This window comes from Aliiroseovarius sp. xm-d-517, from assembly GCF_013283135.1.
Lineage (GTDB): Bacteria > Pseudomonadota > Alphaproteobacteria > Rhodobacterales > Rhodobacteraceae > Aliiroseovarius > Aliiroseovarius crassostreae.
In genome coordinates, this window is record NZ_WBXT01000001.1 from 244,432 (window position 1) to 265,552 (window position 21,121).

At 58.1% G+C, this 21,121-nt stretch carries 21 protein-coding genes; 12 read left to right on the top strand and 9 right to left on the bottom strand.

Features of this window, described 5'->3' with window-relative positions:
* Window positions 1-143 precede the first annotated feature (143 nt).
* The gene (locus tag XMD517_RS01125) at window positions 144-515 is read left to right on the top strand and encodes an acyl-CoA thioesterase (protein WP_173487652.1); all 372 of its coding nucleotides are present in this window, start codon (window positions 144-146) and stop codon (window positions 513-515) included.
* A gap of 2 nt (window positions 516-517) precedes the next feature.
* Here the strand turns inward: XMD517_RS01125 and XMD517_RS01130 are convergent, their stop codons facing one another.
* Both XMD517_RS01130 and ettA read right to left on the bottom strand, forming a co-directional pair.
* Window positions 518-1,840, bottom strand: a complete 1,323-nt coding sequence (locus tag XMD517_RS01130; RefSeq protein WP_173487653.1) for a YaaC family protein — start codon at window positions 1,838-1,840, stop codon at window positions 518-520.
* 4 nt (window positions 1,841-1,844) lie between these two features.
* Window positions 1,845-3,500 carry an energy-dependent translational throttle protein EttA gene (gene ettA, locus XMD517_RS01135; RefSeq protein WP_173487654.1) on the bottom strand — a complete coding sequence of 552 codons (1,656 nt, stop codon included), beginning with the start codon at window positions 3,498-3,500 and terminating at the stop codon, window positions 1,845-1,847.
* Between the two features lie 88 nt (window positions 3,501-3,588).
* Between ettA and XMD517_RS01140 the strand changes: the two genes are divergently transcribed.
* The 3 genes from XMD517_RS01140 to dacB all read left to right on the top strand — a co-directional run bounded on the left by XMD517_RS01140 (window position 3,589) and on the right by dacB (window position 6,435).
* On the top strand, window positions 3,589-4,152 hold the full coding sequence (locus tag XMD517_RS01140) for a hypothetical protein (RefSeq protein WP_173487655.1): 564 nt from the start codon (window positions 3,589-3,591) through the stop codon (window positions 4,150-4,152).
* 57 nt (window positions 4,153-4,209) lie between these two features.
* Entirely contained in the window at window positions 4,210-4,806 is a 597-nt protein-coding gene (locus tag XMD517_RS01145) for a nicotinate-nucleotide adenylyltransferase (RefSeq protein ID WP_173487656.1), read from the top strand.
* Window positions 4,807-4,929: 123 nt separating this feature from the next.
* Window positions 4,930-6,435 (top strand): D-alanyl-D-alanine carboxypeptidase/D-alanyl-D-alanine-endopeptidase, encoded by a 1,506-nt coding sequence (gene dacB, locus XMD517_RS01150; RefSeq protein WP_173487657.1) that lies wholly within the window; start codon window positions 4,930-4,932, stop codon window positions 6,433-6,435.
* Window positions 6,436-6,440: 5 nt separating this feature from the next.
* On the opposite strand, the gene XMD517_RS01155 is transcribed toward dacB, so the two are convergent.
* Both XMD517_RS01155 and XMD517_RS01160 read right to left on the bottom strand, forming a co-directional pair.
* On the bottom strand, window positions 6,441-7,139 hold the full coding sequence (locus XMD517_RS01155) for a glutathione binding-like protein (RefSeq protein WP_173487658.1): 699 nt from the start codon (window positions 7,137-7,139) through the stop codon (window positions 6,441-6,443).
* Between the two features lie 243 nt (window positions 7,140-7,382).
* Window positions 7,383-7,805, bottom strand: coding sequence for a tellurite resistance TerB family protein (locus XMD517_RS01160; protein ID WP_074963668.1), 423 nt, complete (start codon window positions 7,803-7,805; stop codon window positions 7,383-7,385).
* Between the two features lie 107 nt (window positions 7,806-7,912).
* Here XMD517_RS01160 and XMD517_RS01165 point away from each other — a divergent pair, with 107 nt between their 5' ends.
* The gene (locus XMD517_RS01165) at window positions 7,913-9,574 is read left to right on the top strand and encodes a lysine--tRNA ligase (RefSeq protein ID WP_173487659.1); all 1,662 of its coding nucleotides are present in this window, start codon (window positions 7,913-7,915) and stop codon (window positions 9,572-9,574) included.
* Window positions 9,575-9,951: 377 nt separating this feature from the next.
* The gene (locus XMD517_RS01170) at window positions 9,952-12,243 is read left to right on the top strand and encodes a glycosyl hydrolase family 28-related protein (RefSeq protein WP_173487660.1); all 2,292 of its coding nucleotides are present in this window, start codon (window positions 9,952-9,954) and stop codon (window positions 12,241-12,243) included.
* Window positions 12,244-12,316: 73 nt separating this feature from the next.
* On the opposite strand, the gene XMD517_RS15770 is transcribed toward XMD517_RS01170, so the two are convergent.
* Complete coding sequence (locus XMD517_RS15770) at window positions 12,317-12,439, bottom strand: hypothetical protein (protein WP_256415732.1); 123 nt, start codon at window positions 12,437-12,439, stop codon at window positions 12,317-12,319.
* A 224-nt stretch (window positions 12,440-12,663) separates the two neighbouring features.
* Between XMD517_RS15770 and ppk2 the strand changes: the two genes are divergently transcribed.
* The 3 genes from ppk2 (at window position 12,664) to XMD517_RS01185 (ending at window position 16,403) form a co-directional block, all read left to right on the top strand.
* On the top strand, window positions 12,664-13,668 hold the full coding sequence (gene ppk2 / locus XMD517_RS01175; protein ID WP_173488282.1) for a polyphosphate kinase 2: 1,005 nt from the start codon (window positions 12,664-12,666) through the stop codon (window positions 13,666-13,668).
* A gap of 196 nt (window positions 13,669-13,864) precedes the next feature.
* Window positions 13,865-14,959, top strand: a complete 1,095-nt coding sequence (locus XMD517_RS01180) for a lytic murein transglycosylase (protein WP_254449827.1) — start codon at window positions 13,865-13,867, stop codon at window positions 14,957-14,959.
* 85 nt (window positions 14,960-15,044) lie between these two features.
* Window positions 15,045-16,403 (top strand): MATE family efflux transporter, encoded by a 1,359-nt coding sequence (locus tag XMD517_RS01185; RefSeq protein WP_173487662.1) that lies wholly within the window; start codon window positions 15,045-15,047, stop codon window positions 16,401-16,403.
* A 225-nt stretch (window positions 16,404-16,628) separates the two neighbouring features.
* On the opposite strand, the gene XMD517_RS01190 is transcribed toward XMD517_RS01185, so the two are convergent.
* Window positions 16,629-17,030: a hypothetical protein gene (locus XMD517_RS01190; protein ID WP_173487663.1), complete on the bottom strand. Its 402-nt coding sequence runs from the start codon at window positions 17,028-17,030 to the stop codon at window positions 16,629-16,631.
* A gap of 9 nt (window positions 17,031-17,039) precedes the next feature.
* The gene (locus XMD517_RS01195) at window positions 17,040-18,242 is read right to left on the bottom strand and encodes a pyridoxal phosphate-dependent aminotransferase (protein ID WP_173487664.1); all 1,203 of its coding nucleotides are present in this window, start codon (window positions 18,240-18,242) and stop codon (window positions 17,040-17,042) included.
* A 195-nt stretch (window positions 18,243-18,437) separates the two neighbouring features.
* Between XMD517_RS01195 and XMD517_RS01200 the strand changes: the two genes are divergently transcribed.
* From XMD517_RS01200 to XMD517_RS01210, 3 genes are all read left to right on the top strand, one after another.
* Window positions 18,438-18,842: a helix-turn-helix domain-containing protein gene (locus XMD517_RS01200; protein WP_173487665.1), complete on the top strand. Its 405-nt coding sequence runs from the start codon at window positions 18,438-18,440 to the stop codon at window positions 18,840-18,842.
* 17 nt (window positions 18,843-18,859) lie between these two features.
* Window positions 18,860-19,159 (top strand): succinate dehydrogenase assembly factor 2, encoded by a 300-nt coding sequence (locus XMD517_RS01205; RefSeq protein ID WP_173488284.1) that lies wholly within the window; start codon window positions 18,860-18,862, stop codon window positions 19,157-19,159.
* A 133-nt stretch (window positions 19,160-19,292) separates the two neighbouring features.
* On the top strand, window positions 19,293-19,790 hold the full coding sequence (locus XMD517_RS01210) for a MarR family winged helix-turn-helix transcriptional regulator (RefSeq protein WP_173487666.1): 498 nt from the start codon (window positions 19,293-19,295) through the stop codon (window positions 19,788-19,790).
* Window positions 19,791-19,802: 12 nt separating this feature from the next.
* Here XMD517_RS01210 and XMD517_RS01215 read toward each other — a convergent pair whose 3' ends face one another.
* Both XMD517_RS01215 and XMD517_RS01220 read right to left on the bottom strand, forming a co-directional pair.
* Window positions 19,803-20,681 (bottom strand): DUF1194 domain-containing protein, encoded by an 879-nt coding sequence (locus tag XMD517_RS01215; RefSeq protein WP_173487667.1) that lies wholly within the window; start codon window positions 20,679-20,681, stop codon window positions 19,803-19,805.
* Window positions 20,682-21,110, bottom strand: a complete 429-nt coding sequence (locus XMD517_RS01220; protein ID WP_173487668.1) for a VOC family protein — start codon at window positions 21,108-21,110, stop codon at window positions 20,682-20,684.
* Window positions 21,111-21,121 lie beyond the last annotated feature (11 nt).

Sequence of the window (21,121 nt, forward strand, 5' to 3'; positions counted from 1 at the left end):
CAATCGGAACAGTGCGCGCCGGTTTTCGGGCAAATTGCGCGCCCAAAAACATGTGACGCTGCGGCCTGCTTGCGGGCCGCGCCGTTTCGCTTACCCTTGGGGCATAGACGAGGGCACAGACGGGGGCAAAGAGGAGCGGACCTATGAGCGATACACCAGACGGCAACATCATCCTGCGCACGCTTGCGATGCCGAAGGACACCAATATCGCGGGCGACATTTTCGGCGGATGGGTGCTCTCTCAGATGGACATCGCGGGCGGTGTGTTGGCCGCTGAACGGGCAGGGGGGCGCGTGGCCACCGTGGCCATTGACGCGATGAAGTTCATCTCTCCGGTCAAAGTGGGCGACGTGCTGTGCATCTACGGCCGCGTCGGCCGCATCGGCACCACCTCGCTCGCCATCCACTTAGAGGCCTGGTCCGAACGCGACCGTGGCCGCTCCAAAACCCGCGTCACCGAAGGCGTGTTTGTCTTTGTGCATCTGGATGAAGAGGGGAATAAGGTGGCGGTGTAAGGTTAATCAATCGCGTAGGGGTAATATGGCGACAGAGACCTCAAAACCAATGCATAAAACTTTTTCTCGAGAACGGAGAAATAATGCCGGGTGAGCAAGGAAACATCAGAGGATGCCTCGTTGTTAACCAAGGCTCCCCACTCATCAGGACGGTAGCGCATGATATTCGAGTAGCAAAACAGGGTTAGAAAATGCAGGCAAATTTCAGGTAATTGAATGGAGCCAAATGGATTTTCGATGAACCAGAGGTTCCCCCGCAGGTCAGTGTATATGGTTGCTTTGATGGTGTGCACTTCTTCTACGGAAACTTCAACGTTCACTCGCCCATAGCTTTCGCTGACAGGGTAACTGTCAAATGCTTGGTGAATTGATGCAGAGTCAGGCTTTCTTTCTCCATTTCCGATTTTGAAATTCCATTTTACGCCCTTGCGACTACTCGTTTGCGATATTTCAAGGGGGTGCGCGCGTGAGGGTCGACCTGTGGAGAGCCTGTAGAATTCGGCCATTTCGGGCATCATGCTGAGCAGAGTGCCAACAGATACAGTGTGCTTTTTCTCATAAAACTCGACAATGGAGTTTGTATAGTCCCCAATAAATTCGTGGTCAGATCCGATAATGTGTTGAGTTGGAAAAGCTGTGAATAGATCGGAAAATGTACCTCTAGGTTCATCGCCACCAAATTGTACATGAAAGTCGTTGGGGAGATAATTCATTGCGTGACTTCCGGGTAACATTCCCTTATGAAAACGCATCGGATTATTAAGAACTATTACCCCATAGGCATATGCAGTTAGTGCATAGAAAAAGTTCAGTGGCTTTACCAAAAGACTACCAGAGAGGCCTGCTGAATAAAGCTCACGCCCTTGAATCAAACAGTGCCGTAATTTGGCGGCCTCATCTTCTGATATACCATCTTTAGCGCCTTGGCCGCATGTGCGCTTGCGGAGGCGATACATTTCTCGGATAAGTCTCGTGTTTTCAATGCTCTCGGCAATTTCAACGAGAGATCGTTCAAAATCCATAGTGTCGATTGGCATAGCATTGAGTAACACTCCGTCTTCAACGCGTTTTCGGGCCTCGCTTTGAACCAACGAGTAATTTTTCGCCGGAATTAAATGGGCTGCTTTGGGGTCTTCCACCCCGTTCCTAGAAAGGAATTCTCCGAAGCTTGTACTACTGCGTTCTTCAGGGGTGAGATTGCCAAATTGAGAAGCTACTTCGCGATGTTTCTCTTTGTTTTCCTCAAAGGGAAAATTTGTATCGAAGAGCGGCTCATTGGAGCACACAGTGACTTTGACAAAATCTTGGAGAATTCCTTCCAGCATGGCTCTACCTCGTAAATTTCTTATGCTTCAACCGTTTGGGTTCCAGAGCATCCGGGCCCAACCGGCGTTTCTTGTCCTCTTCGTAATCCTCGAAGTTGCCTTCGAACCACTCCACATGGGCGTCGCCTTCGAACGCCAGAATGTGGGTGCAGATCCGGTCGAGGAAGAAACGGTCGTGGGAGATGACCACGGCGCAGCCGGCGAAATCCACCAGCGCGTCTTCCAGCGCGCGGAGCGTCTCGACGTCCAAGTCGTTGGTCGGTTCGTCAAGCAGCAGCACATTGCCGCCCTCTTTCAGAAGCCGCGCCATATGCACCCGGTTGCGCTCACCGCCCGACAGCAGGTTCAGTTTCTTCTGCTGATCGCCGCCCTTGAAGTTGAAGCTGGAACAATAGGCGCGCGAGTTCACCTGTGCGTCGCCCAGTTCAATGATCTCAGCACCGCCGGAAATCGCTTCCCACACGGTGTCACCATCGTTCAGGTCATCGCGCGACTGATCGACATAGCTGAGTTTCACCGTGTCGCCCAGTTCAACCGTGCCCTCGTCAGGTTGTTCCTGACCGGTCAGCATTTTGAAGAGCGTCGATTTACCCGCGCCGTTCGGGCCGATCACGCCGACAATCCCGCCGGGCGGCAGGGAAAAGTCAAGGTTTTCAATCAGCTGCTTGTCGCCCATATGTTTCTTCAACCCGGTGACTTCGATCACCTTGCCACCAAGGCGCGGCCCGTTCGGGATGACGATCTGGGCGCGGCCGACCTTGTCGCGCTCGGACTGATTGGCCATTTCATTATAAGCGGCAATCCGCGCTTTCGACTTGGCCTGACGGGCTTTCTGGCCCTGACGCATCCACTCCAATTCGCGTTCCAGCGTCTTTTGCTTGGCCTTGTCTTCCCGCGCTTCCTGCTCCAGCCGCTTGGCTTTTTGCTCCAGCCAGGCCGAGTAGTTGCCCTCATACGGAATGCCGCGACCACGGTCGAGTTCAAGGATCCAGCCGGTGATGTCATCCAGGAAATACCGGTCGTGGGTGACGATCAGGATGGTGCCTTTGTAATCGATCAGGTGCTGTTGCAGCCAGGCGATGGTTTCGGCGTCCAAGTGGTTGGTGGGTTCGTCGAGCAGCAGCATGTCGGGCGCTTGCAGGAGCAGCTTGCACAGGGCCACGCGGCGTTTCTCACCGCCCGAAAGCGTGGAGACATCCGCATCATCCGGCGGGCAGCGCAGGGCCTCCATCGAAACGTCGATCTGCGCGTCCAGATCCCACAGGTTCTGCGCGTCGATCTCATCTTGCAGTTGGGCCATCTCTTCGGCGGTTTCGTCCGAATAGTTCATTGCCAGTTCGTTGTAGCGATCCAGAATGTCCTTCTTGGCCTTCACGCCCAGCATCACGTTTCCGCGCACATCAAGTGACGGGTCCAGCTCCGGTTCCTGCGGCAGATAGCCGACCTTGGCCCCTTCGGCGGCCCAGGCCTCGCCGGTGAAATCCTTATCGATCCCGGCCATGATGCGCATCAGGGTCGATTTACCGGTGCCGTTGACGCCGACCACACCGATCTTCACGCCGGGCAGAAAGCTCAGGCGGATGTTTTCAAAGCATTTCTTGCCACCCGGATAGGTCTTGGAAACGCCGTCCATGTGGTAGACATATTGATAAGCGGCCATGGGTATGCTCCGTTGAAAGTCGCGGTTTGCGCTGGTCTAGCGAATGTGCGAGGAAAGGGCAATTGAGTTTGAGTATTGAGGGCGTCCTATGAAAAACATCATCCCCGTTGTCTTGTGTGCTTTGGTTTTTGGAAAGGCCGCTCTGGCGCAAGTTACAAATTTGGAAGCGCCGGGAAATCTAAAGGCAACATCGCCTGTTGGCTGTATCCCGCTTGCACAGGCAGGGCCTGATCTTTCCCCCGCGGATTTGCAGCCGGGTGTTTGGGATTGCTTCCAAAAGAAGAATTATGTGGCGGCGGCTGAACTGACGTTGCTGATGTATGCGCGTGGGGTTTTTGACACGCATCGGGTTTTGGACAAGACAGCGCATCAGGCGATTCCTGTGTTGATGATGGGTGTGGTTCAGCAAGATCCCGAAGGATGGGAGGAACATATGGCCCCGGTACTCACCGCCTATACGGGGCAGGGGGCGACGGGTGCAAAATTCTGCGCATCGCTTCAATCCATGCCTGTGCCCACACATTCTGCGTCATATATGGTTCAACACGGGATTGAAGCGTTTACTGGCGGCAATGAAAGCGGTTTGGCCAAAGATTTCGATCCCGCGCAGGCCTGGTCTGAGGTTTTGCACAATTACATGAAATGTGATTGAGCAGATGAGGAATTTTCCACTCCAAATTCAAAAAACTATCCGCTAAGTCCTACCCCTATGCGTCACGCACTTCCATATGCTGCGCCCGGTCAGGTGATCGGGCTGTTGGGGGGGTCTTTTGATCCTGCCCATGAAGGCCATGTGCACATTACCCGAGAGGCGCTGAAGCGGTTTGGCTTGGATCGGGTGTGGTGGCTGATCTCCCCCGGCAACCCCCTGAAAAAACATGGCCCCGCACCACTGGATGACCGGTTGAGACATGCGCGGGAGGTGATGGCGCATCCGCGTGTTGAGGTGACCGATCTCGAACGGCGCACGGGCACACGTTATACCGCAGAAACTCTTGCCGCCTTGCAACGGCTCTATCCGCAGGTGCGCTTTGTCTGGTTGATGGGGGCGGACAATCTGGCCGGGTTTCATCGCTGGGACAATTGGCGCTGGATCATGGACCATGTGCCGGTGGGCGTGATCGCCCGGCCCGGCGACCGGGTGCAGGCGCGCATGTCTGTCGCTGCGCTCATCTATCGGGATGCGCGGCTGCGCGGGCGTGATGCACAGCGATTGGCAAGCAGCAAAGCCCCGGCCTGGACGCTGATCAACGCGCCGATGCGGGATATTTCTTCGTCGCAGATCCGTGCAAAAGGGCATTGGTAGCGGCGCGTTTTGTCCATGTTTACCCGTTAAAGCCCCCGGTGCAGACTCCGGTGCGCTCAACGGTTGAAATGATCTTCGTGACGGGGTTTACTCGTCAAAGAAACTGCATAGTACGAAGCCCTTATGAAAACACCAATCACACGGCGTGGTCTTCTGGCCGGGCTTGGCGGCGGGATTGTCACGGCCGCCCTTTCTTCGACCGCGATCGCTGAGGCCCCAGCCATAAGCCCTGTGCCAAAGCTGCGTCCGGGCGGGGCGGCTAAAGCTGCGATTCCCGGTCTTGAAGCCCTTCTGGAGCAGGCGAAGCTTTCGGGGAAGGTGGGGTTTGTCGTGGCGGATGCCCGCAGTGGGCTGGTGCTTGAGGCGCGCAATGCCGATCTGGGCCTGCCGCCGGCCTCGGTGGCGAAAGCGGTGACCACGGCTTACGGGCTGGCACATCTGGGGCAGGGGCATCGGTTTTCCACCCGCGTTCTGGCCACGGGTCCCGTGTCCGGCAGCAGGTTGAAGGGAGACCTTGTCCTGGTGGGGGGGGCGGATCCTTCCCTTGACACAAATGCGCTGGAAAATCTGGTCAAGGCGCTGAAGAAAAAGGGAATAACCCGTGTGGACGGGAAGTTTCTCTTTTATGAAAACGCCTTGCCGTATCAGCGCTCGATCGACCCGGACCAGCCGGATCACCTGGGCTATAACCCGTCTGTGTCGGGGCTGAACCTGAATTACAACCGGGTGCATTTCGAATGGAAACGCACCGGGGAAAGTTATTCCGTGGCGATGGATGCGCGGTCGGATCGCGTGCGTCCCGCGGTCAGCACGGCGCGGATGCAGGTGGTGAACCGGGATCTGCCGGTCTACACCTACAAAGCGTCTGCCGGGATCGACAACTGGACCGTGGCGCGTGGCGCGCTGGGCAAAGGGGGGTCTCGCTGGTTGCCCGTGCGCAGGCCGGGCCTTTATGCGGCGGATGTGTTTCAGGTTTTGGCGCGCGCGCATGGGATTGCCCTGCCAAAGCCGGGGGAGCTGCGCTCCTTGCCGGGGGGGACGGTTCTGGCTGAACATCGCAGCGCAGATCTGGCGACTGTGTCGCGCAAGATGCTGAAATATTCCACCAATCTGACGGCGGAGGTTGTCGGGCTTTCAGCCTCGAAACAGCGCGGTGGAAAGCCCGGCACCCTTGCCGCATCCGGCAAGATGATGGGAGATTGGGCAAGAGAGAATTTGGGTGCAAAATCAGTGAGTTTTGCTGATCATAGTGGCCTGTCCGATGCCTCGCGCCTGCCCGCAAGGGACATGGTGTCGATGCTTGTGAAGCTGGGGCCGGACGGGGCGCTGCACGGGTTGATGAAAGAGATCACGCCGCGTGGAAAGGATGGTAAGAAACTGGCGGGAGCCGGACATGCCATCCGTGCCAAAACCGGCACGCTGAACTTTGTTTCGGCCCTGTCAGGTTATGTCACCACAGCGGATGGCACGACGCTTGCCTTTGCGATTTTTTCAGCCGACATGGGCAAAAGGCGTGCGGTGAAACGCGCCGACCGCGAGCGGCCTGCAGGGGCGAAAAGCTGGAGCGCGCGCGCCCGCTGGCTCCAGCATCAGTTGATCAACCGTTGGGCGGCTCTTTACGGAACCTGACGGGATTATGGGCGCGCGGGGATGTTCACCGCGGCCTTGGAAGCGGGGCGCGAAGATACCTTCTCAAACCAGCGCATGGTATTGGAAAGTTTGGATAATTCCATTTCCTCTGCGGCGTTGTACCCGGTCATGATGGCGCGGATCCACGGCCAGATCGCGATGTCGGCAATTGTGTACTCATCGCCCATGACATGATCGCGCCCATCAAGTCGCCCCTCCAGAACCGCCAGCAACCGCTTGCCCTCGTTCAGATAGCGATCCCGCGGCCGTTTGTCGTCAATCTCTTTGCCCGCATAGGCGTGAAAAAATCCAAACTGCCCGAGCATCGGACCAAGCCCGCCCATCTGCCACATCAGCCATTGGATCGTTTTAGCCTTTTGGGCGGGATCCGTCGGCAAGAATTTCCCCGATTTTTCAGCAAGGTAAATCAAAATGGCCCCGCTTTCCCACAGCCCAAGAGGCGCACCATTTGGCCCGTTGGGATCAATGATCGCCGGGATCTTGTTGTTGGGATTGAGGGACAGGAACTCGGGGGTGAACTGATCATCGGTTCCGAAATTCACCAGATGCGGCTCATAGTCCAGCCCGGTTTCCTCAAGCATCGCACTGACCTTCACCCCGTTTGGTGTGGGCAGCGAATAGAGCTGGATCACGTCCGGGCGCGTGGCTGGCCAGCGATTGGTAATTTTAAACTTTTGCAACATGGTTTTCCCCAAAGTTTAAACTTTCAAAGGGTGAAAAGCCGAAACTTTAAACTTTTGAAAGTGGTGTCGCGTTGTGTTGACGCCGGATATGGGGCAGGCAGGTCGCCCCTTCAAGGTGACGAGACGTCACGGAGTTGTGAGCCCCTGCGCGTGGGGGCCGCGGGCGGGGTGCTCGACATGAAACGCGACAAGAAAAAGGGGCCGCGCGGCCCCTTTGCTTTGCCTTAACTGAAACGTGCCGTCTTACAGCACCATATGCCGCGCCCGTGCGCCGCGCTCAATCGCGGCGGCATGCAGCCGGTCGATATTGAGCTCATAACGGATCTCTTCCAGAATGCGCAGTTCCGGCCCGTGCAACACACCGTCCGCTGCAGCCACATCGCAGGCCAGCGCATAGGCGGTTTCCCACAGGTGCTCGGGCAGGTTGTCACGCACCAGCCCAAACAGCGCATCCAGCCCATCTTCAACCGCAAACAGGTCAAACACGGTCTGCGACACGGTTTTCATCCGGTCCGGGTCATAGCTGGCGAAAACGGGCAGGTGATTGACCACGCGTTCGATGGTCAGAAGTTCGGCAGAGGTGATCTCTTCATCTGACGCAGATACGGCCATCATTACGGCCACCAGGCTGTCCTGGGCGGTCAGGGAATGCGGAATGTCTTGCACTTGGAATGCTCCTTTTGTTGCAATGCAGAATATTGACCCCGCGCGCCCTTATCAATAGGGAGTGGAGCCTAAGGGCAAACCGCCCGGAGATATAAAGGAAACAGCAGATGACTGATCAGATCAGCCCTGAAATGCGTGAGGCCGCGATGGCTTCGAAAGCCTGGCCCTTTGAAGAAGCGCGCCGGGTGCTCAAACGCTATTCAAAGGGCGCGCCTGAGAAGGGGTTTGTGCTGTTTGAAACCGGCTATGGCCCGTCGGGCCTGCCGCATATCGGCACCTTTGGCGAGGTGGCGCGCACCACGATGATCCAGACCGCGTTTGAGGTGATTTCGGACATCCCCACCAAGCTGATCTGTTTTTCCGACGATCTGGACGGGATGCGCAAGGTGCCGGGCAATGTGCCAAATGCCGACAGCCTGCAGGAGCATCTGCAAAAGCCGCTCACCTCGGTGCCGGATCCCTTTGGCACGCATGAAAGCTTTGGTCATCACAACAACGCGATGCTGCGCCGTTTCCTGGATACGTTCGGGTTCAAATACGAGTTCTACTCGGCCAAGGAATTTTACGAGAGCGGCCAGTTCGATGAGGTGCTGAAACGCGCGGTTGAGAAATATGACGAGGTGATGGAGGTGATGCTGAAATCCCTCCGGGAAGAGCGTCGTCAGACCTATTCGATTTTCCTGCCGATCCACCCGGAGACGGGCCGTGTGCTGTATGTGCCGATGAAAAAGGTCTGTGCCGAGACCCACACCATCACCTTTGATGACGAAGAGGGCCGCGAATGGACCCTGCCGGTCACGGGCGGTCGCGTGAAACTGCAATGGAAGCCGGATTTCGGCGCCCGTTGGGCAGCGCTGAATGTGGATTTCGAAATGTATGGCAAGGACCACAGCACCAATACGCCGATCTATGACAAGATCTGCCGCATTCTGGGCTGGCGCGCACCGGAGCATTTCACCTATGAGCTGTTCCTGGATGCCAATGGCCAGAAGATCTCCAAGACCTCCGGCAACGGGATTTCAATCGACGAATGGCTGACCTATGCCTCAACCGAGAGCCTGGCCTATTTCATGTATCTCAAGCCGAAAACGGCCAAGCGGATGCATTTTGACGTGATCCCCAAGGCGATGGATGAGTATCATCAGCAGCTGAATGCCTATCACAAACAAGACCTTAAGGCGCAGCTGAACAATCCGGTCTGGCATATTCACGGTGGCGACGTGCCGGTGTCGAACATGGTGGTGCCGTTCTCGATGCTGCTTAACCTGGCATCGGTGGCGTCGGCCCATGACAAGGCGCAGCTTTGGGGCTTCATCCAGCGCTACGCGCCTGACGCCTCGCCGGAAACCCATCCGGATCTGGATGCGGCGGCAGGGTATGCGGTGAAGTATTACGAAGATTTTGTCGAACCGGAAAAGGTGTTCCGCCTGCCCACCGATCAGGAGCGTGCTGCCATGGCCGATCTGGCCGCGGCGTTCCGTGATGGTGACAAGGCCTTGGAACTGATTGCCAAGAAGAACGAGATCGTCGGCAATGATGACCCGCTTCCGCAAGTGGATTTCACCTCCGATGAGTTCCTGCAATCCATCGTCTTTGCCGTGGGCAAGGTGCATGGGTTTGAAAATCTGCGTGAATGGTTCCAGGCCCTTTACGAGGTGCTGCTCGGTGCTTCCCAAGGTCCGCGTTTTGGCGGCTTTGCCGCGCTTTACGGCGTCGAAGACACCGCCGCGCTGATTGACCGCGCGCTGGCCGGAGAGCTGGTTGGGTAAACCAATCCGCCCCTAAAGCGTTTCGCCTTATTATTGAGACACAATAATGAGGCGAAACGCTCGAAACCTACTGATGTTGCGGGCGTTTCGAAATCAACTTGTGTCTCAAGTTCATCTCGAAACGCTTTAAGAAAATGAAAGGCAGGCGGCTTTGCGCCCCTGCCTTTTTTCTTGCCGGAAATACCTCGGGGTGAGCGCGCAGCGCGAGGGGCAGCGCCCCTGTCCAGCCGCCACAGACGCAACGTTCGCCCCCGTTAACCCGCGTTAAACCCACTTTGTTACCCCTTTCAGCGTTTCGGATCATGTGTCCGACCACCCGTGTCCGGAACCACCGGCCCCTCGGGTGAGGCAGTATTTTTGACCTGAAAGGGAATTCGATGAACAAGGCTCTTACCGACGGGGTGGTCTTTATGCCGCCCCCTTTCGCAGATGGTCTGGATGTCTGGTCCAGCGGGGATGGGGCGCCGGGCTCGTCCACATATGACACCGCCTCCAATGCTGCGCTTGTGCCTGCTGATCAGGATTTTGATGGCTGCGTTGAGCTGTTCAAGAATACCAACTCCCTCAAGCTGACCTATACCGGGCAGACCCAATATGAACAGGGCTGCTATCTGCGCATCTCTGCCAAGGTCAAGGCAATCAGCGGGCCGCTGCCATCGGTGCGGGCGGTGGCAAAGCCGTTCAAATCCAATAACAGCCACGCCAATGGTTATGTTGAGGTCGGCCCCTCGGTGCCGCTCACCGCTTATGGTGAGGTGGTCGAAGTGGCCGCCATCATCGGGTCGGGCGCGCGCAATGGGGTTGATATGATCTGGGGCGCGGATGTGGCCTATGGGCATCTCGGGCTGGAATTCACCGGATCAAACGGAGCGGTGGTGCGGGTGGATGACATCGTGATCGAGGATGTCACCGGCGCCTATCTGCGCGACATGATGGATTGGGTTGATGTGCGCGATTTTGGTGCTGCAGGCGATGGCGTGACGGATGACCGCAACGCGTTCCTTGCCGCGGATGCCGCGGCCAACGGGCGCACGCTCCTGATCCCCGAAGGCACGTTTCGGATCGCAAACAGCATGACGCTGCACGCCGATGTCCGGTTCGAAGGCACGCTGAGCATGGCAGATGATGTCTATCTCTCGCTCACCCGCAGCTTTGACCTGCCCACCTATATCGACGCGTTTGGCGACGAGATGCTGGGCTTCAAAAAGGCATTCCAGGCGCTGCTCAACTATACCGACCACGAGGTTCTGGATATGTGTGGCCGCCGGATCGACGTGAGCGCGCCGATCGACATGCAGGCGGCTTATGAAAAATCCGACTCGCTGCTCATTCGCCGGGTGCTCAAGAACGGGCAGTTCTATGTGAATAACAGCGCCGCCTGGGATGTGGACAGCACCACCACAACCGCCACCTACAATCCAAATAACCCGCTGACCCTGACCGGCATCGGCAATATCGGTGCGGTCAAGCGCGGCGCGCTGGTAACCGGTAACGGCGTGGGCCGCGAGGTCTATGTGAAGGATGTGAATGTCGGGGCCAATTCGGCCACCCTGTCCGAGCCGATTTATGGCGGCGCTGTCACCCAGAATTTCACCTTCAAGAACTTCAAATATGTTCTCGATTTCTCCGGGTTTTCCCAGATGCGGCGCTTCACCATTTCCGAGGTGGAATTCCAGTGCAACGGCCACGCTTCGGCGGTGCGTCTGGCCCGTGAAGGCGAGAATGCGATCTTTCAGGACTGTTTCTTCATCAAGCCCAGAAACCGCGGCATCACCTCAATTGGCAAAGCCTGTCAGGACCTGCATATCGAACGCTGCCAGTTCGTGTCCGACGAACAATCCGTGGCCGCAACCGTGCGTCAGTCGATTGCCTTCAATGTGAATGCAAATGATGCCAAGATCCGCGACAACCGCTTTGCGCGGATGGGCACCACCGGGGTTCTGAGTGGCGGCAACCACATTATTCAGGGCAACCACATCTTCCAGGGGGATGAGGTTGTTCAGGGCGCGCGCACGGCAGGGCTTGTGCTGACCAATGAAAACAACAACACGGTGATCACCGGCAATTATATCGACAACTGCTCGATCGAGTTGAACAATGAACATGATGCGGATCCGAATTTCGGCGCGGAATATTCCTTTGGTGGCATGACCATCACCAACAATATTTTCGTGACCATTGATGCCGCGCCCTGGTTCAAATTCATCCTGATCAAGCCGTTTGGCACCGGGCATTACGTGTCGGGCATGCATGTGGTGGGCAACAGTTTCCGCACCTACAAGGGCACGATTGACCGGGTCGAGGGTGTGGTCACCACCCATGGCTCACTGAACGGCTGGTCCTATCGCAACCTCACCTTCAAGGACAATTCCTTCTTCGGGGTGAACCAGCGGACCTGTTCGCCGGTGATGCTGGAATTCAGCCAGAACACCGAGGCCGCGACCTGGACGCTCGACAGTGGCGGATACCTGCCTTTTGATGGCAAAGCCCGGCTGTGCCAGTCGCTGGTGTTTGAGGATGGCACCCAGACCAGTTCCAACGTCAAGATCTATGACATGCCGCGGGTGAAAACGGCGCAGGGCACCGGGAACAAGCAGGTGCAGCTGAAATGGCCGCAGGCGGTGCGGGGCAAGGTCTGGGCGACGATCCGGGTTGATAAACCGATCTGACATCTGCGGATGACATAGAGAGATTGAAACACCCTGGCCCTTGGTCGGGGTGTTTTCACCTGACGAAATGTGTTCAAGGGTTCCGGGGATCGTGTGATGGCGGGCTGTGCAGCAGACGAAGCAGCTCGCGGATCAAGGCCAGCGTGAGCAGGCTGGCAGCGAACTGGTCAAAACTTGGCAGGTCAAATGGGATCATGCCGTCTCTCCTGCGATTGTCTGGGCCTTCTGTTGTCCGGCGCATGGTTCGGTTAGAGCAGCCAAAGGTTAACAGATGATGTTGAAAGGGGACAGAAAGCACAGCCGAGGCGTGTAAAATTATTCAAATTCAAAGCAATTGTTTGACCCGGATCAAGGCGCAGATCCAGGGGTTCTGTTACACTGCAGACATATTTCAAAAAGGGACAGTCAGGAGGGCTCTGCATGGCGCAAACTACCAGTGCAAATGGAACCGCAACCGCAAAAACTCAAGCAAAAACAACGGCTAAACCGGCGGCCTCCGCCGCGAGTGCAAAACCGGCCGACCCCAAGGCGCCGGCGGTGGAAACCCGTTCCAAATCCGGCTTTCCCAATGTGACCGCCGACCAGATCCGTCAGACTTTTGAAAACGGGAAATATCCCTATGACGTGAAGATGGGGCGCAAGGAGTATGAGGCCCAGAAAAGCAAGCTTCAGGCTGAGCTTCTGAAGGTGCAGAAATGGGTTGGTGAGACCGGCCAGAAATTTGTTCTGCTGTTTGAAGGCCGTGATGCGGCCGGCAAGGGCGGCACGATCAAACGGTTCATGGAGCACCTGAACCCGCGTGAGGCCCGCGTGGTGGCGCTGAACAAACCGACTGATGAGGAACGCGGTCAGTGGTTCTATCAGCGCTATATCTCCAAGCTGCCAACCACGGGTGAAATGGTTTTCTACGACCGTTCCTGGTACAACCGCGCAGGTGTGGAGCGGGTGATGGGCTTTTGCACGCCGAACGAATACCTGGAATTCATGCGCCAGACCCCGGAATATGAACGGATGCTGACCCGCTCGGGCATTCGCCTTTACAAATACTGGTTCTCGGTCACCCGTGAGGAACAGAAACGGCGCTTTGACAGCCGCAAGGATGATCCGCTCAAGCGCTGGAAACTGTCGCCGGTGGATGTGGCGTCGCTCTCGAAATGGGACGATTACACCGAGGCGAAAGAGGCGATGTTCTTCTACACCGACACCGCGGATGCGCCCTGGACCATCATCAAGTCGAACGACAAGAAACGCGCGCGCCTGGAATGTATGCGCCACTTCCTGTCGACCGTGGATTACCCGGATAAGGATTACGACCTCGTCAACCATCCCGATCCGCTGATTGTTGGCCATGCCAGCCAGGTCATCCACAACGCAGATCACATTCTGGGCGCCAGCCTGCATCCTGACCATCGGCGTGGGAGCTGATTGCGGCGGGGCGTGACGCGCACGCAGGAGAGAGAACAGACGGGGCGGCGGGGCAACTCGCCGCCTCTTTTCATGCCCGCCACATGATCGCTTGTCTGATGGGGGCGCTCGGTTAGACTGGTCTTATAACGAACAGGTAATTTGATAGGTGCGTATGATGGACAGGCGGCAGTTTACAACGGGTGTGGCAGGGGCAATGACAGCGGCACTTCTGACAGGGTGCCAAAGCAATGCCGAAAGCCGCACCCGCCCGCGCGCTTCCTCTCAGGCGAAACGCTTTCAGCCGCAACGCCATGCGGGGTTTGAGGCATGGGTGGAGGGCGCTTTTAGCCGCGCCCGTGCCAAGGGGATTTCATCCCGCACCCTTGCCCGGGCCCGCCCCACACTCGGTTTCCTGCCCGAAGTGGTCGAGATTGACCGCAACCAGACCGAGTTCACCCGATCGTTCGAAGATTACATGGCCATTGCCACCTCGGAAAACCGCGTCAGCACCGGGCGCGCCAAGCTGCGCGAACATGCCGGGCTGCTGGGGCGGATCGAACGGCAATATGGCGTCGAGAAAGAGGTGGTTGTGGCGATCTGGGGGCTGGAAAGCCGCTATGGCACCCGCAAAGGGGACGTGCCAACCCTGTCCGCCCTCGGCACGCTGGCCTTTGACGGACGACGCGCTCGGCTGTTTGAGCGGCAGTTTCAGGCCGCCCTTCGTATTCTCGACAACGGGGATATTGCCCCGCGCCAGATGACGGGCAGTTGGGCAGGCGCCATGGGCCATACGCAGTTCATGCCGACAAGCTACCTGTCCTTTGCGGTTGATTTCGACGGGGATGGTCAGCGTGATATCTGGGGGGCGGATCCCACCGACGCTCTGGCCTCGGCAGCGGCCTATCTTTCGCGCAATGGCTGGCGCAAAGCTGCGGGTTGGGGGCGGGAAAGCGCCACTGGTGCCGTGATGCCAGCGGGGGAGGCGGGGCCGCGCTTTGACAAGGGGCCGAATTACCGTGTGCTGGGCAGTTACAACAATGCACAGAAATACATCATCGGTGTGGGGGTGCTGTCAGATCTGCTTGCCGGGCGGCCGGGGCTGCGCCACCAGTTTGGGCCGGACATCCATGGTATGCGGTTGAAGGACCGGATTGCCCTGCAAAAAGGGCTGGCCCGGGCAGGCTTCGATGTGGGTGAGCCTGATGGCGTGATTGGTCCCAAGACCCTCGCGGCGATCCGCGGCTTTGAACAGGCACGGGGCCTGCCGGTCACCGGGCAGCCCTCCCTGGCGCTTCTGGCCAGGATGTGACCGGGCAAATGCGATTGCCCTGGCGGGGCAAATGGGGGGAATTTCCCCCCTTGCGGGCGCAGGGATTTCATCATAGCGGTGGGGAATGACGACGTTACCGCAAACACTCCCGCAGCATATGCGTGCAGCCCTCCTGCTGGGCTTGCCGCTTATTGGCTCGCAACTGGCCGGATTTGCCATCCAGATCATCGATACGGTGATGCTGGGCTGGTACGGGGTCGAGGCGCTGGCCGCTGTTGTGCTGGCCGGCACACTGTTTTTCGTGCTGATGATCATGGGGTCCGGCTTTGCCTGGGCGGTGATGCCGATGGTGGCGTCGGCATCCGAGGCAGGGGATGACACCCGCGTGCGCCGGGTGACCCGAATGGGGTTCTGGTCGTCAGCCATCATCGCCACGCTGGTGATGCCCGCCCTGTGGTGGTCCGAACCGCTTCTGCTGGCCATCGGGCAGGAACCAGAGCTATCGGCCATTGCGCAGGACTATCTGCGCATCATGGGCTGGTCCCTGTATCCGGCGCTGGGGCTGATGGTGCTGCGCTCTTATCTTTCGGCGCTGGAGCGCACCAAGGTTGTGCTCTATGCTACGCTTCTGGCCACCGTGTTGAATGCCTTTCTGAATTACGCGCTGATTTTTGGCAATTTCGGCTTCCCCGAAATGGGGGTGCGCGGCGCGGCGCTGGCCTCGCTGATTGTGCAATGTGCCAATTTTGCCGTGCTGGTGACCTACGCGGTGCGGGCGCTGCCGGAACATAACCTGTTTCAGCGGATCTGGCGCCCGGATTGGGACGCCCTGCGCGAAGTGGTGCGCATGGGGGTGCAGATCGGCCTGACATCTCTGGCCGAGGCGGGGCTTTTCTCGGCCTCCACCGTGGTGATGGGCTGGATCGGGACGCTGGAACTTGCAGCACATGGGATCGCCCTGCAGATCGTATCGGCCTTTTTCATGGTGCATATCGGCCTGTCCAACGCGGCCACCGTGCGGGCGGGCCGTGCGCTTGGGCGCCGTGACGAGGAGGGGCTGCGCAGGGGCGCGCTGGCGATCACGTTGCTGTCGCTCCTGTTTGGCGGCATTTCCGTGCTTGTGTTCATCGGCCTGCCATACCCGATGATCAGCGCCTTCCTGGATCCGGCCGAACCGCTGCGCGACGACATCCTGCGCGTCGGCACTTCGCTGCTGGTCGTGGCGGCTCTTTTCCAGTTTGCCGATGCCGCACAGGTGATGGCGCTGGGCCTGCTGCGCGGGGTGCATGATACCAAGGTGCCAATGGTGATCGCCTCGATCAGCTACTGGCTGGTCGGGGTGCCAATGTCTTATCTGATGGGGATCCAATGGGGCTGGGGCGGAGAGGGCGTCTGGGCCGGCCTTGTCATCGGGCTTCTCTGCGCAGGTGCGTTCATGTCCTGGCGGTTCTGGAGCCGCTCTTCGCGCCTGTCTCAGTCATAACCGGCCCTGTCATAACCGGCCCCCGCCGTTTCACTGGTATCACACGGGAAAAGGGAAAGCCGCTCCGGCCATCCGTCTCCCATCTCTTTTTCTTGCCAAAAATACCTCGGGGTGAGCCGCGCAGCGGCGAGGGGCAGCGCCCCTTTCCCCGTCTCAGGTCAAAGTCGAAACACCTTGGGCCTGCCCACCGCAAAAGCACGGGGCCTCAGCCTTTAGCACGGGGCCTCAGCCCTTCATCATCCGATCTGCTTTCTTGCGCACCAGCACACTGCGCAGATCATGCATCGCCAGAAGGAGCGTGTCGGTGATCGCCTCAAGCTCCTCCTCCTCCGCCTTGGTCTGCGCCCAATGGGCCGTGGTGTTCAGGTGATCCACCGTGCGCAGGATGTCGTCGATGCTGCGCCGCTGCAAAAGCGCACGCCGCTCCGTCATCCAGGTGGCAATCGCCGCCTGATCTTCCGATGATAGCACCCGGTCCCCATGCGGTTTCACCTCGCCATTGCGGATATTCACAATGGCGATCTGTTCCATGTCGATGCGACGATGGCGGTTTTCGGTATCCACGCGAAAGACAAAGGCGCCGTTGTCGCGCACACGGAAGTAATAGTCGGGCAGTTCGGTGCTCATTGTCCCTCCTCAGCTCAGTTCCGCACAAAAGGCCTGTATGCGGGTGCAGGCTTCCTTCAGCGCCGCGTCGGACGTGGCATAGCTCACGCGGAAATTGGGGCTCAGGCCAAAGGCCGCGCCAAACACCACCGCCACACCTTTTTCTTCCAGCAGGGCTTTTGCGAACTGTTCGTCGTTTTCGATCTTCACCCCACCGGCCGAGGTTTTGCCCAGACATCCGGCAATCGACGGGTAGACGTAGAACGCCCCGTCCGGCACCGGGCATTCCAGCCCGTCGGCGGCGTTCAGCATCTCGACCACAAGATCCCGGCGGCGCACGAACATCTTGTTGTTTTCCGGGATGTAATCCTGCGGACCATTCAGCGCCTCAACCGCCGCCCACTGGCTGACCGAACAGGGGTTCGAGGTTGATTGCGACTGGATCTTGCGCATCGCACCAATCAGCTCCACCGGACCCGCCGCATAACCGATCCGCCAGCCGGTCATCGCATAGGCTTTGGACACGCCGTTGCAGGTGAGCGTGCGGTCGTAAAGACCCGGTTCGACCTCGGCCGGGGTGCAGAAGGTGAAATCCCCATAGGCGAGGTGTTCATACATGTCATCGGTCATCACCCAGACATGCGGATGACGCATCAGCACATCGGTCAGCGCCTTCAGCTCGTCACGCGAATAGCCAGCCCCGGTGGGGTTTGAGGGGGAATTGAAAATCAGCCACTTGGTCTTGGGGGTGATCGCCGCCTCAAGCTGCTCTGGTGTCATGCGAAACCCGGTTTCCAGCGGGCATTCCACCACCACGGGTTCCCCACCTGCCAGCAGCACCATATCCGGATAACTCACCCAATAGGGCGCCGGGATGATCACCTCGTCACCGGGATTGAGCGTCGCCATCAGCGCATTATAGAGGATCTGCTTGCCGCCGGTCCCGACCGAGATCTGGGTAGGGCTGTAATCCAGCCCATTGTCGCGCTGGAACTTGGCACAGATTGCGGCCTTCAACTCCGGGATGCCGTCAACGGCAGTGTATTTCGTCTTGCCCGCATCAATCGCCGCCTTTGCGGCCGCCTTGATGTTTTCAGGTGTGTCGAAATCGGGTTCCCCCGCACCCAGCCCGATCACATCCTTGCCCTGCGCCTTCAACTCAGCCGCCAGGTTCGAAACGGCGATGGTGGGGGAGGGTTTTACACGGTTCAATGTCGCAGACAGGAAAGACATGGGGGGACCTCAATTGGTAAGTCAGTTGCGAAACATCTAATGGGTTTCGACACGGTTGTGAAAGCCATAATGGCAAGAAACCGGCACACGCAGCGTTATAAGTCCGGTTTGTCGCGGGCAGGACCCTTCAACTTCTACCCGATTGCCCCTATGGTGCGCCCAATTGGATGAGGCAGATGAAGAAAGGGTTATTTTATGGAAGATGCAGATCAGAACAGTGGATGGTATTCGGAGGAAGAAGCCACCTTTGGGGATCGCCTTGCCGGGGCCCGCGAAGCCGAAGCCATGAGCCAGGCCGAACTGGCCCGACGCCTTGGGGTCAAGGTTGCCACGCTGCGCAATTGGGAAAATGACCTGTCCGAACCGCGCGCCAACAAGCTGAACATGGCCTCAGGGGTTCTCAATGTGTCCTTGCGCTGGCTTCTGACCGGCGAAGGGGAGGGGGTGAACCTGCCTGCGGACGAACCTGAACACACGCCGGAAATCCGTGATATATTGCGTGAAATCCGGGATTTGCGCACCCAGATGAACAGTTCTGCCGACCGGTTGGCGCGGCTGGAAAAGACATTGCGCAAACGTTTCGAAGGAGGTCAGGCATGACCCGTAAAAACGACGAGATGCTCGACGCGCTTCTGAGCGAGCTGCCGGGGGGACCGGAAGGGGAAACCCCCGAAAACCGCATCAAACGCCTGTCGATGCGGTCGATGCGGCGCGGCATCAAGGAGATGGATATCATCCTGAAATCCTATGCGGATGCTCATCTTGAAAAAATGGATGCCGCCGCCTTGGATGAATACGAAGCGCTCCTGTCGCAAAATGATCAGGACCTCTATCAATGGGTGTCGGGCCAGATCACGCCACCCGCTGAAATAGCGCCTTTGATCGAAAAGATCGCTGAGTTCACCGGCGCCCGCTAAGGCCGGATCGGGATCAAAACAGGAGATTTGCTGAAAATTTTCAGCAACTCTCCGCCAGATTTATTCTCAGATTTAACTGAATGTAATGGATTTGCTCTGAAAACTGACCACAAGAATTAGGTCGGAGTAACGAATGAGCATGCATTCCCAAATCCCTCAGAGCGTCAACCAGACGTTCGTGAGCCAGTATCTTGACAGCCTTGCCCTGGTCGAACGTCTGCATCGGCTATTGCTGGATGTCATCAAAGATGAATTTGAACGTGTTGGTGTGCTGGAAGTCAACGCCGTGCAGGCGCTGCTCCTGTTCAATATCGGGGACAACGAAGTCACGGCGGGCGAGCTGAAATCGCGTGGCTACTATCAGGGGTCAAACGTCTCCTACAACCTGAAAAAACTGGTTGAAATGGGCTATATGCACCACCAGAGATGTGAAATTGACCGCCGTTCCGTGCGCGTGCGCCTGACGGAAAGTGGCCGGGCCATTCGGGACATCGTTGGCGGGCTGTTTGAGCGCCACGCAGATGGGTTGCAGTCGCGCGGCGTGCTGGGGGCTGAAGGTGTGGAAGAGATCAATTCGGCGCTGAAACGGGTTGAACGTTACTGGACAGACCAGATCCGCTATATCTACTGATTTCCGGGCCGATCAATGGGCCTGCGTGTCCTGCTGACTTGGCGTCTTAGACCGGAGCCGTGTGTTTGAGGCAGTTGAAACGTCCTGAGATGGCGCTTCTGGTCGGCTTTCAGCAGCGGTCACAGATGGCACTTCAGGCACGTTCTTTTGGAGGGCTTCTGACAGGGGCAACCCTGACAGCTCGCGCAGCAACTTGCGGGCCATGGCATTTGCGTAATCTTCATACCCCGCGGCCTGTTCCACAAAGCTGAACGGGCCACGGATGACCCATTCTTCGAAATAACGGGTCAGTTGGTCCAGACCCTGCTGGTCCCCCCTGCCATCCGGCGCGATCACCAGCCCGTTGACCAGCACCGGATTGCGGGCAAGATCCTCGGCCACTTCCACCGGGCGCGGCCCCGAATTGGACATGCCATCTGCGGATAGATCCAGCGTGTGTTGCCAGCAACCGGGCATGTTTCGCAACAGGTCTGCACCATAAATCAGGGCCTTGCCCATGGCTGTGGACGGATCCCCCGGTCGGCGTCGTTGCTGGTTGAGTTTTGTGGCGACATCCTGGGCGTCCTGCGCCGATTGGATCCGGGTCCAGGGAACAAGGATATTCTGGTTGTCGGGGCCGCTCCATTCGAAAATGGCAATTGAAACAGGGGCCTGTGGCTGAGAGGTCAGGATGGATAACACGTCAGGTTGCAGCAGCGCCGCTGCAATGCCATCCAGTTGCAGCCGGTATTCCCGATCATCAACCGAACCGGAGACATCAAGCCCCAGCGCAAGGGCCTGTCGACAGGGGGCTGCGGAAAGTGGTGCGGTCAGCAGGGGCAGGGCAAGGAAAAGGGCGCATTGCGCCAAACGCCAGTAACCTCTTCCCAGGATGTCCCACGCCCGCAGCATTTACCAATGCCCCGTGTTGCCCATGCTGGTCCACGGTTCTGCCGGGTCCAGTGGGGTCCCCATCTGCAGCAACTCGACCGAAATATTGTCGGGTGAGCGCACAAAGGCCATCCGGCCGTCATGCGGTGGGCGGTTGATCGTGACCCCATTGTCCATCAGGTGCTGGCACATCGCGTAAATATCCTCAACCTCATAGGCGAGGTGGCCGAAATGGCGGCTGTCCGAGGGCAACCCCTCATCCCCGTCCCAGTTATAGGTCAGCTCCACCGGGCAGTCCGGTTGCCCCGGCGGGGCCATGAAGATAAGCGAAAACCGCCCCTGTTCAAAATCCCGACGGCTGGTCACTTTCAGCCCGAGAAGTTCAAAAAACGCAATACTCTTGTCCAGATCCTTGACCCGAACCATCGTGTGTAAATAACGGATTTCCATCCGGTTTCTCC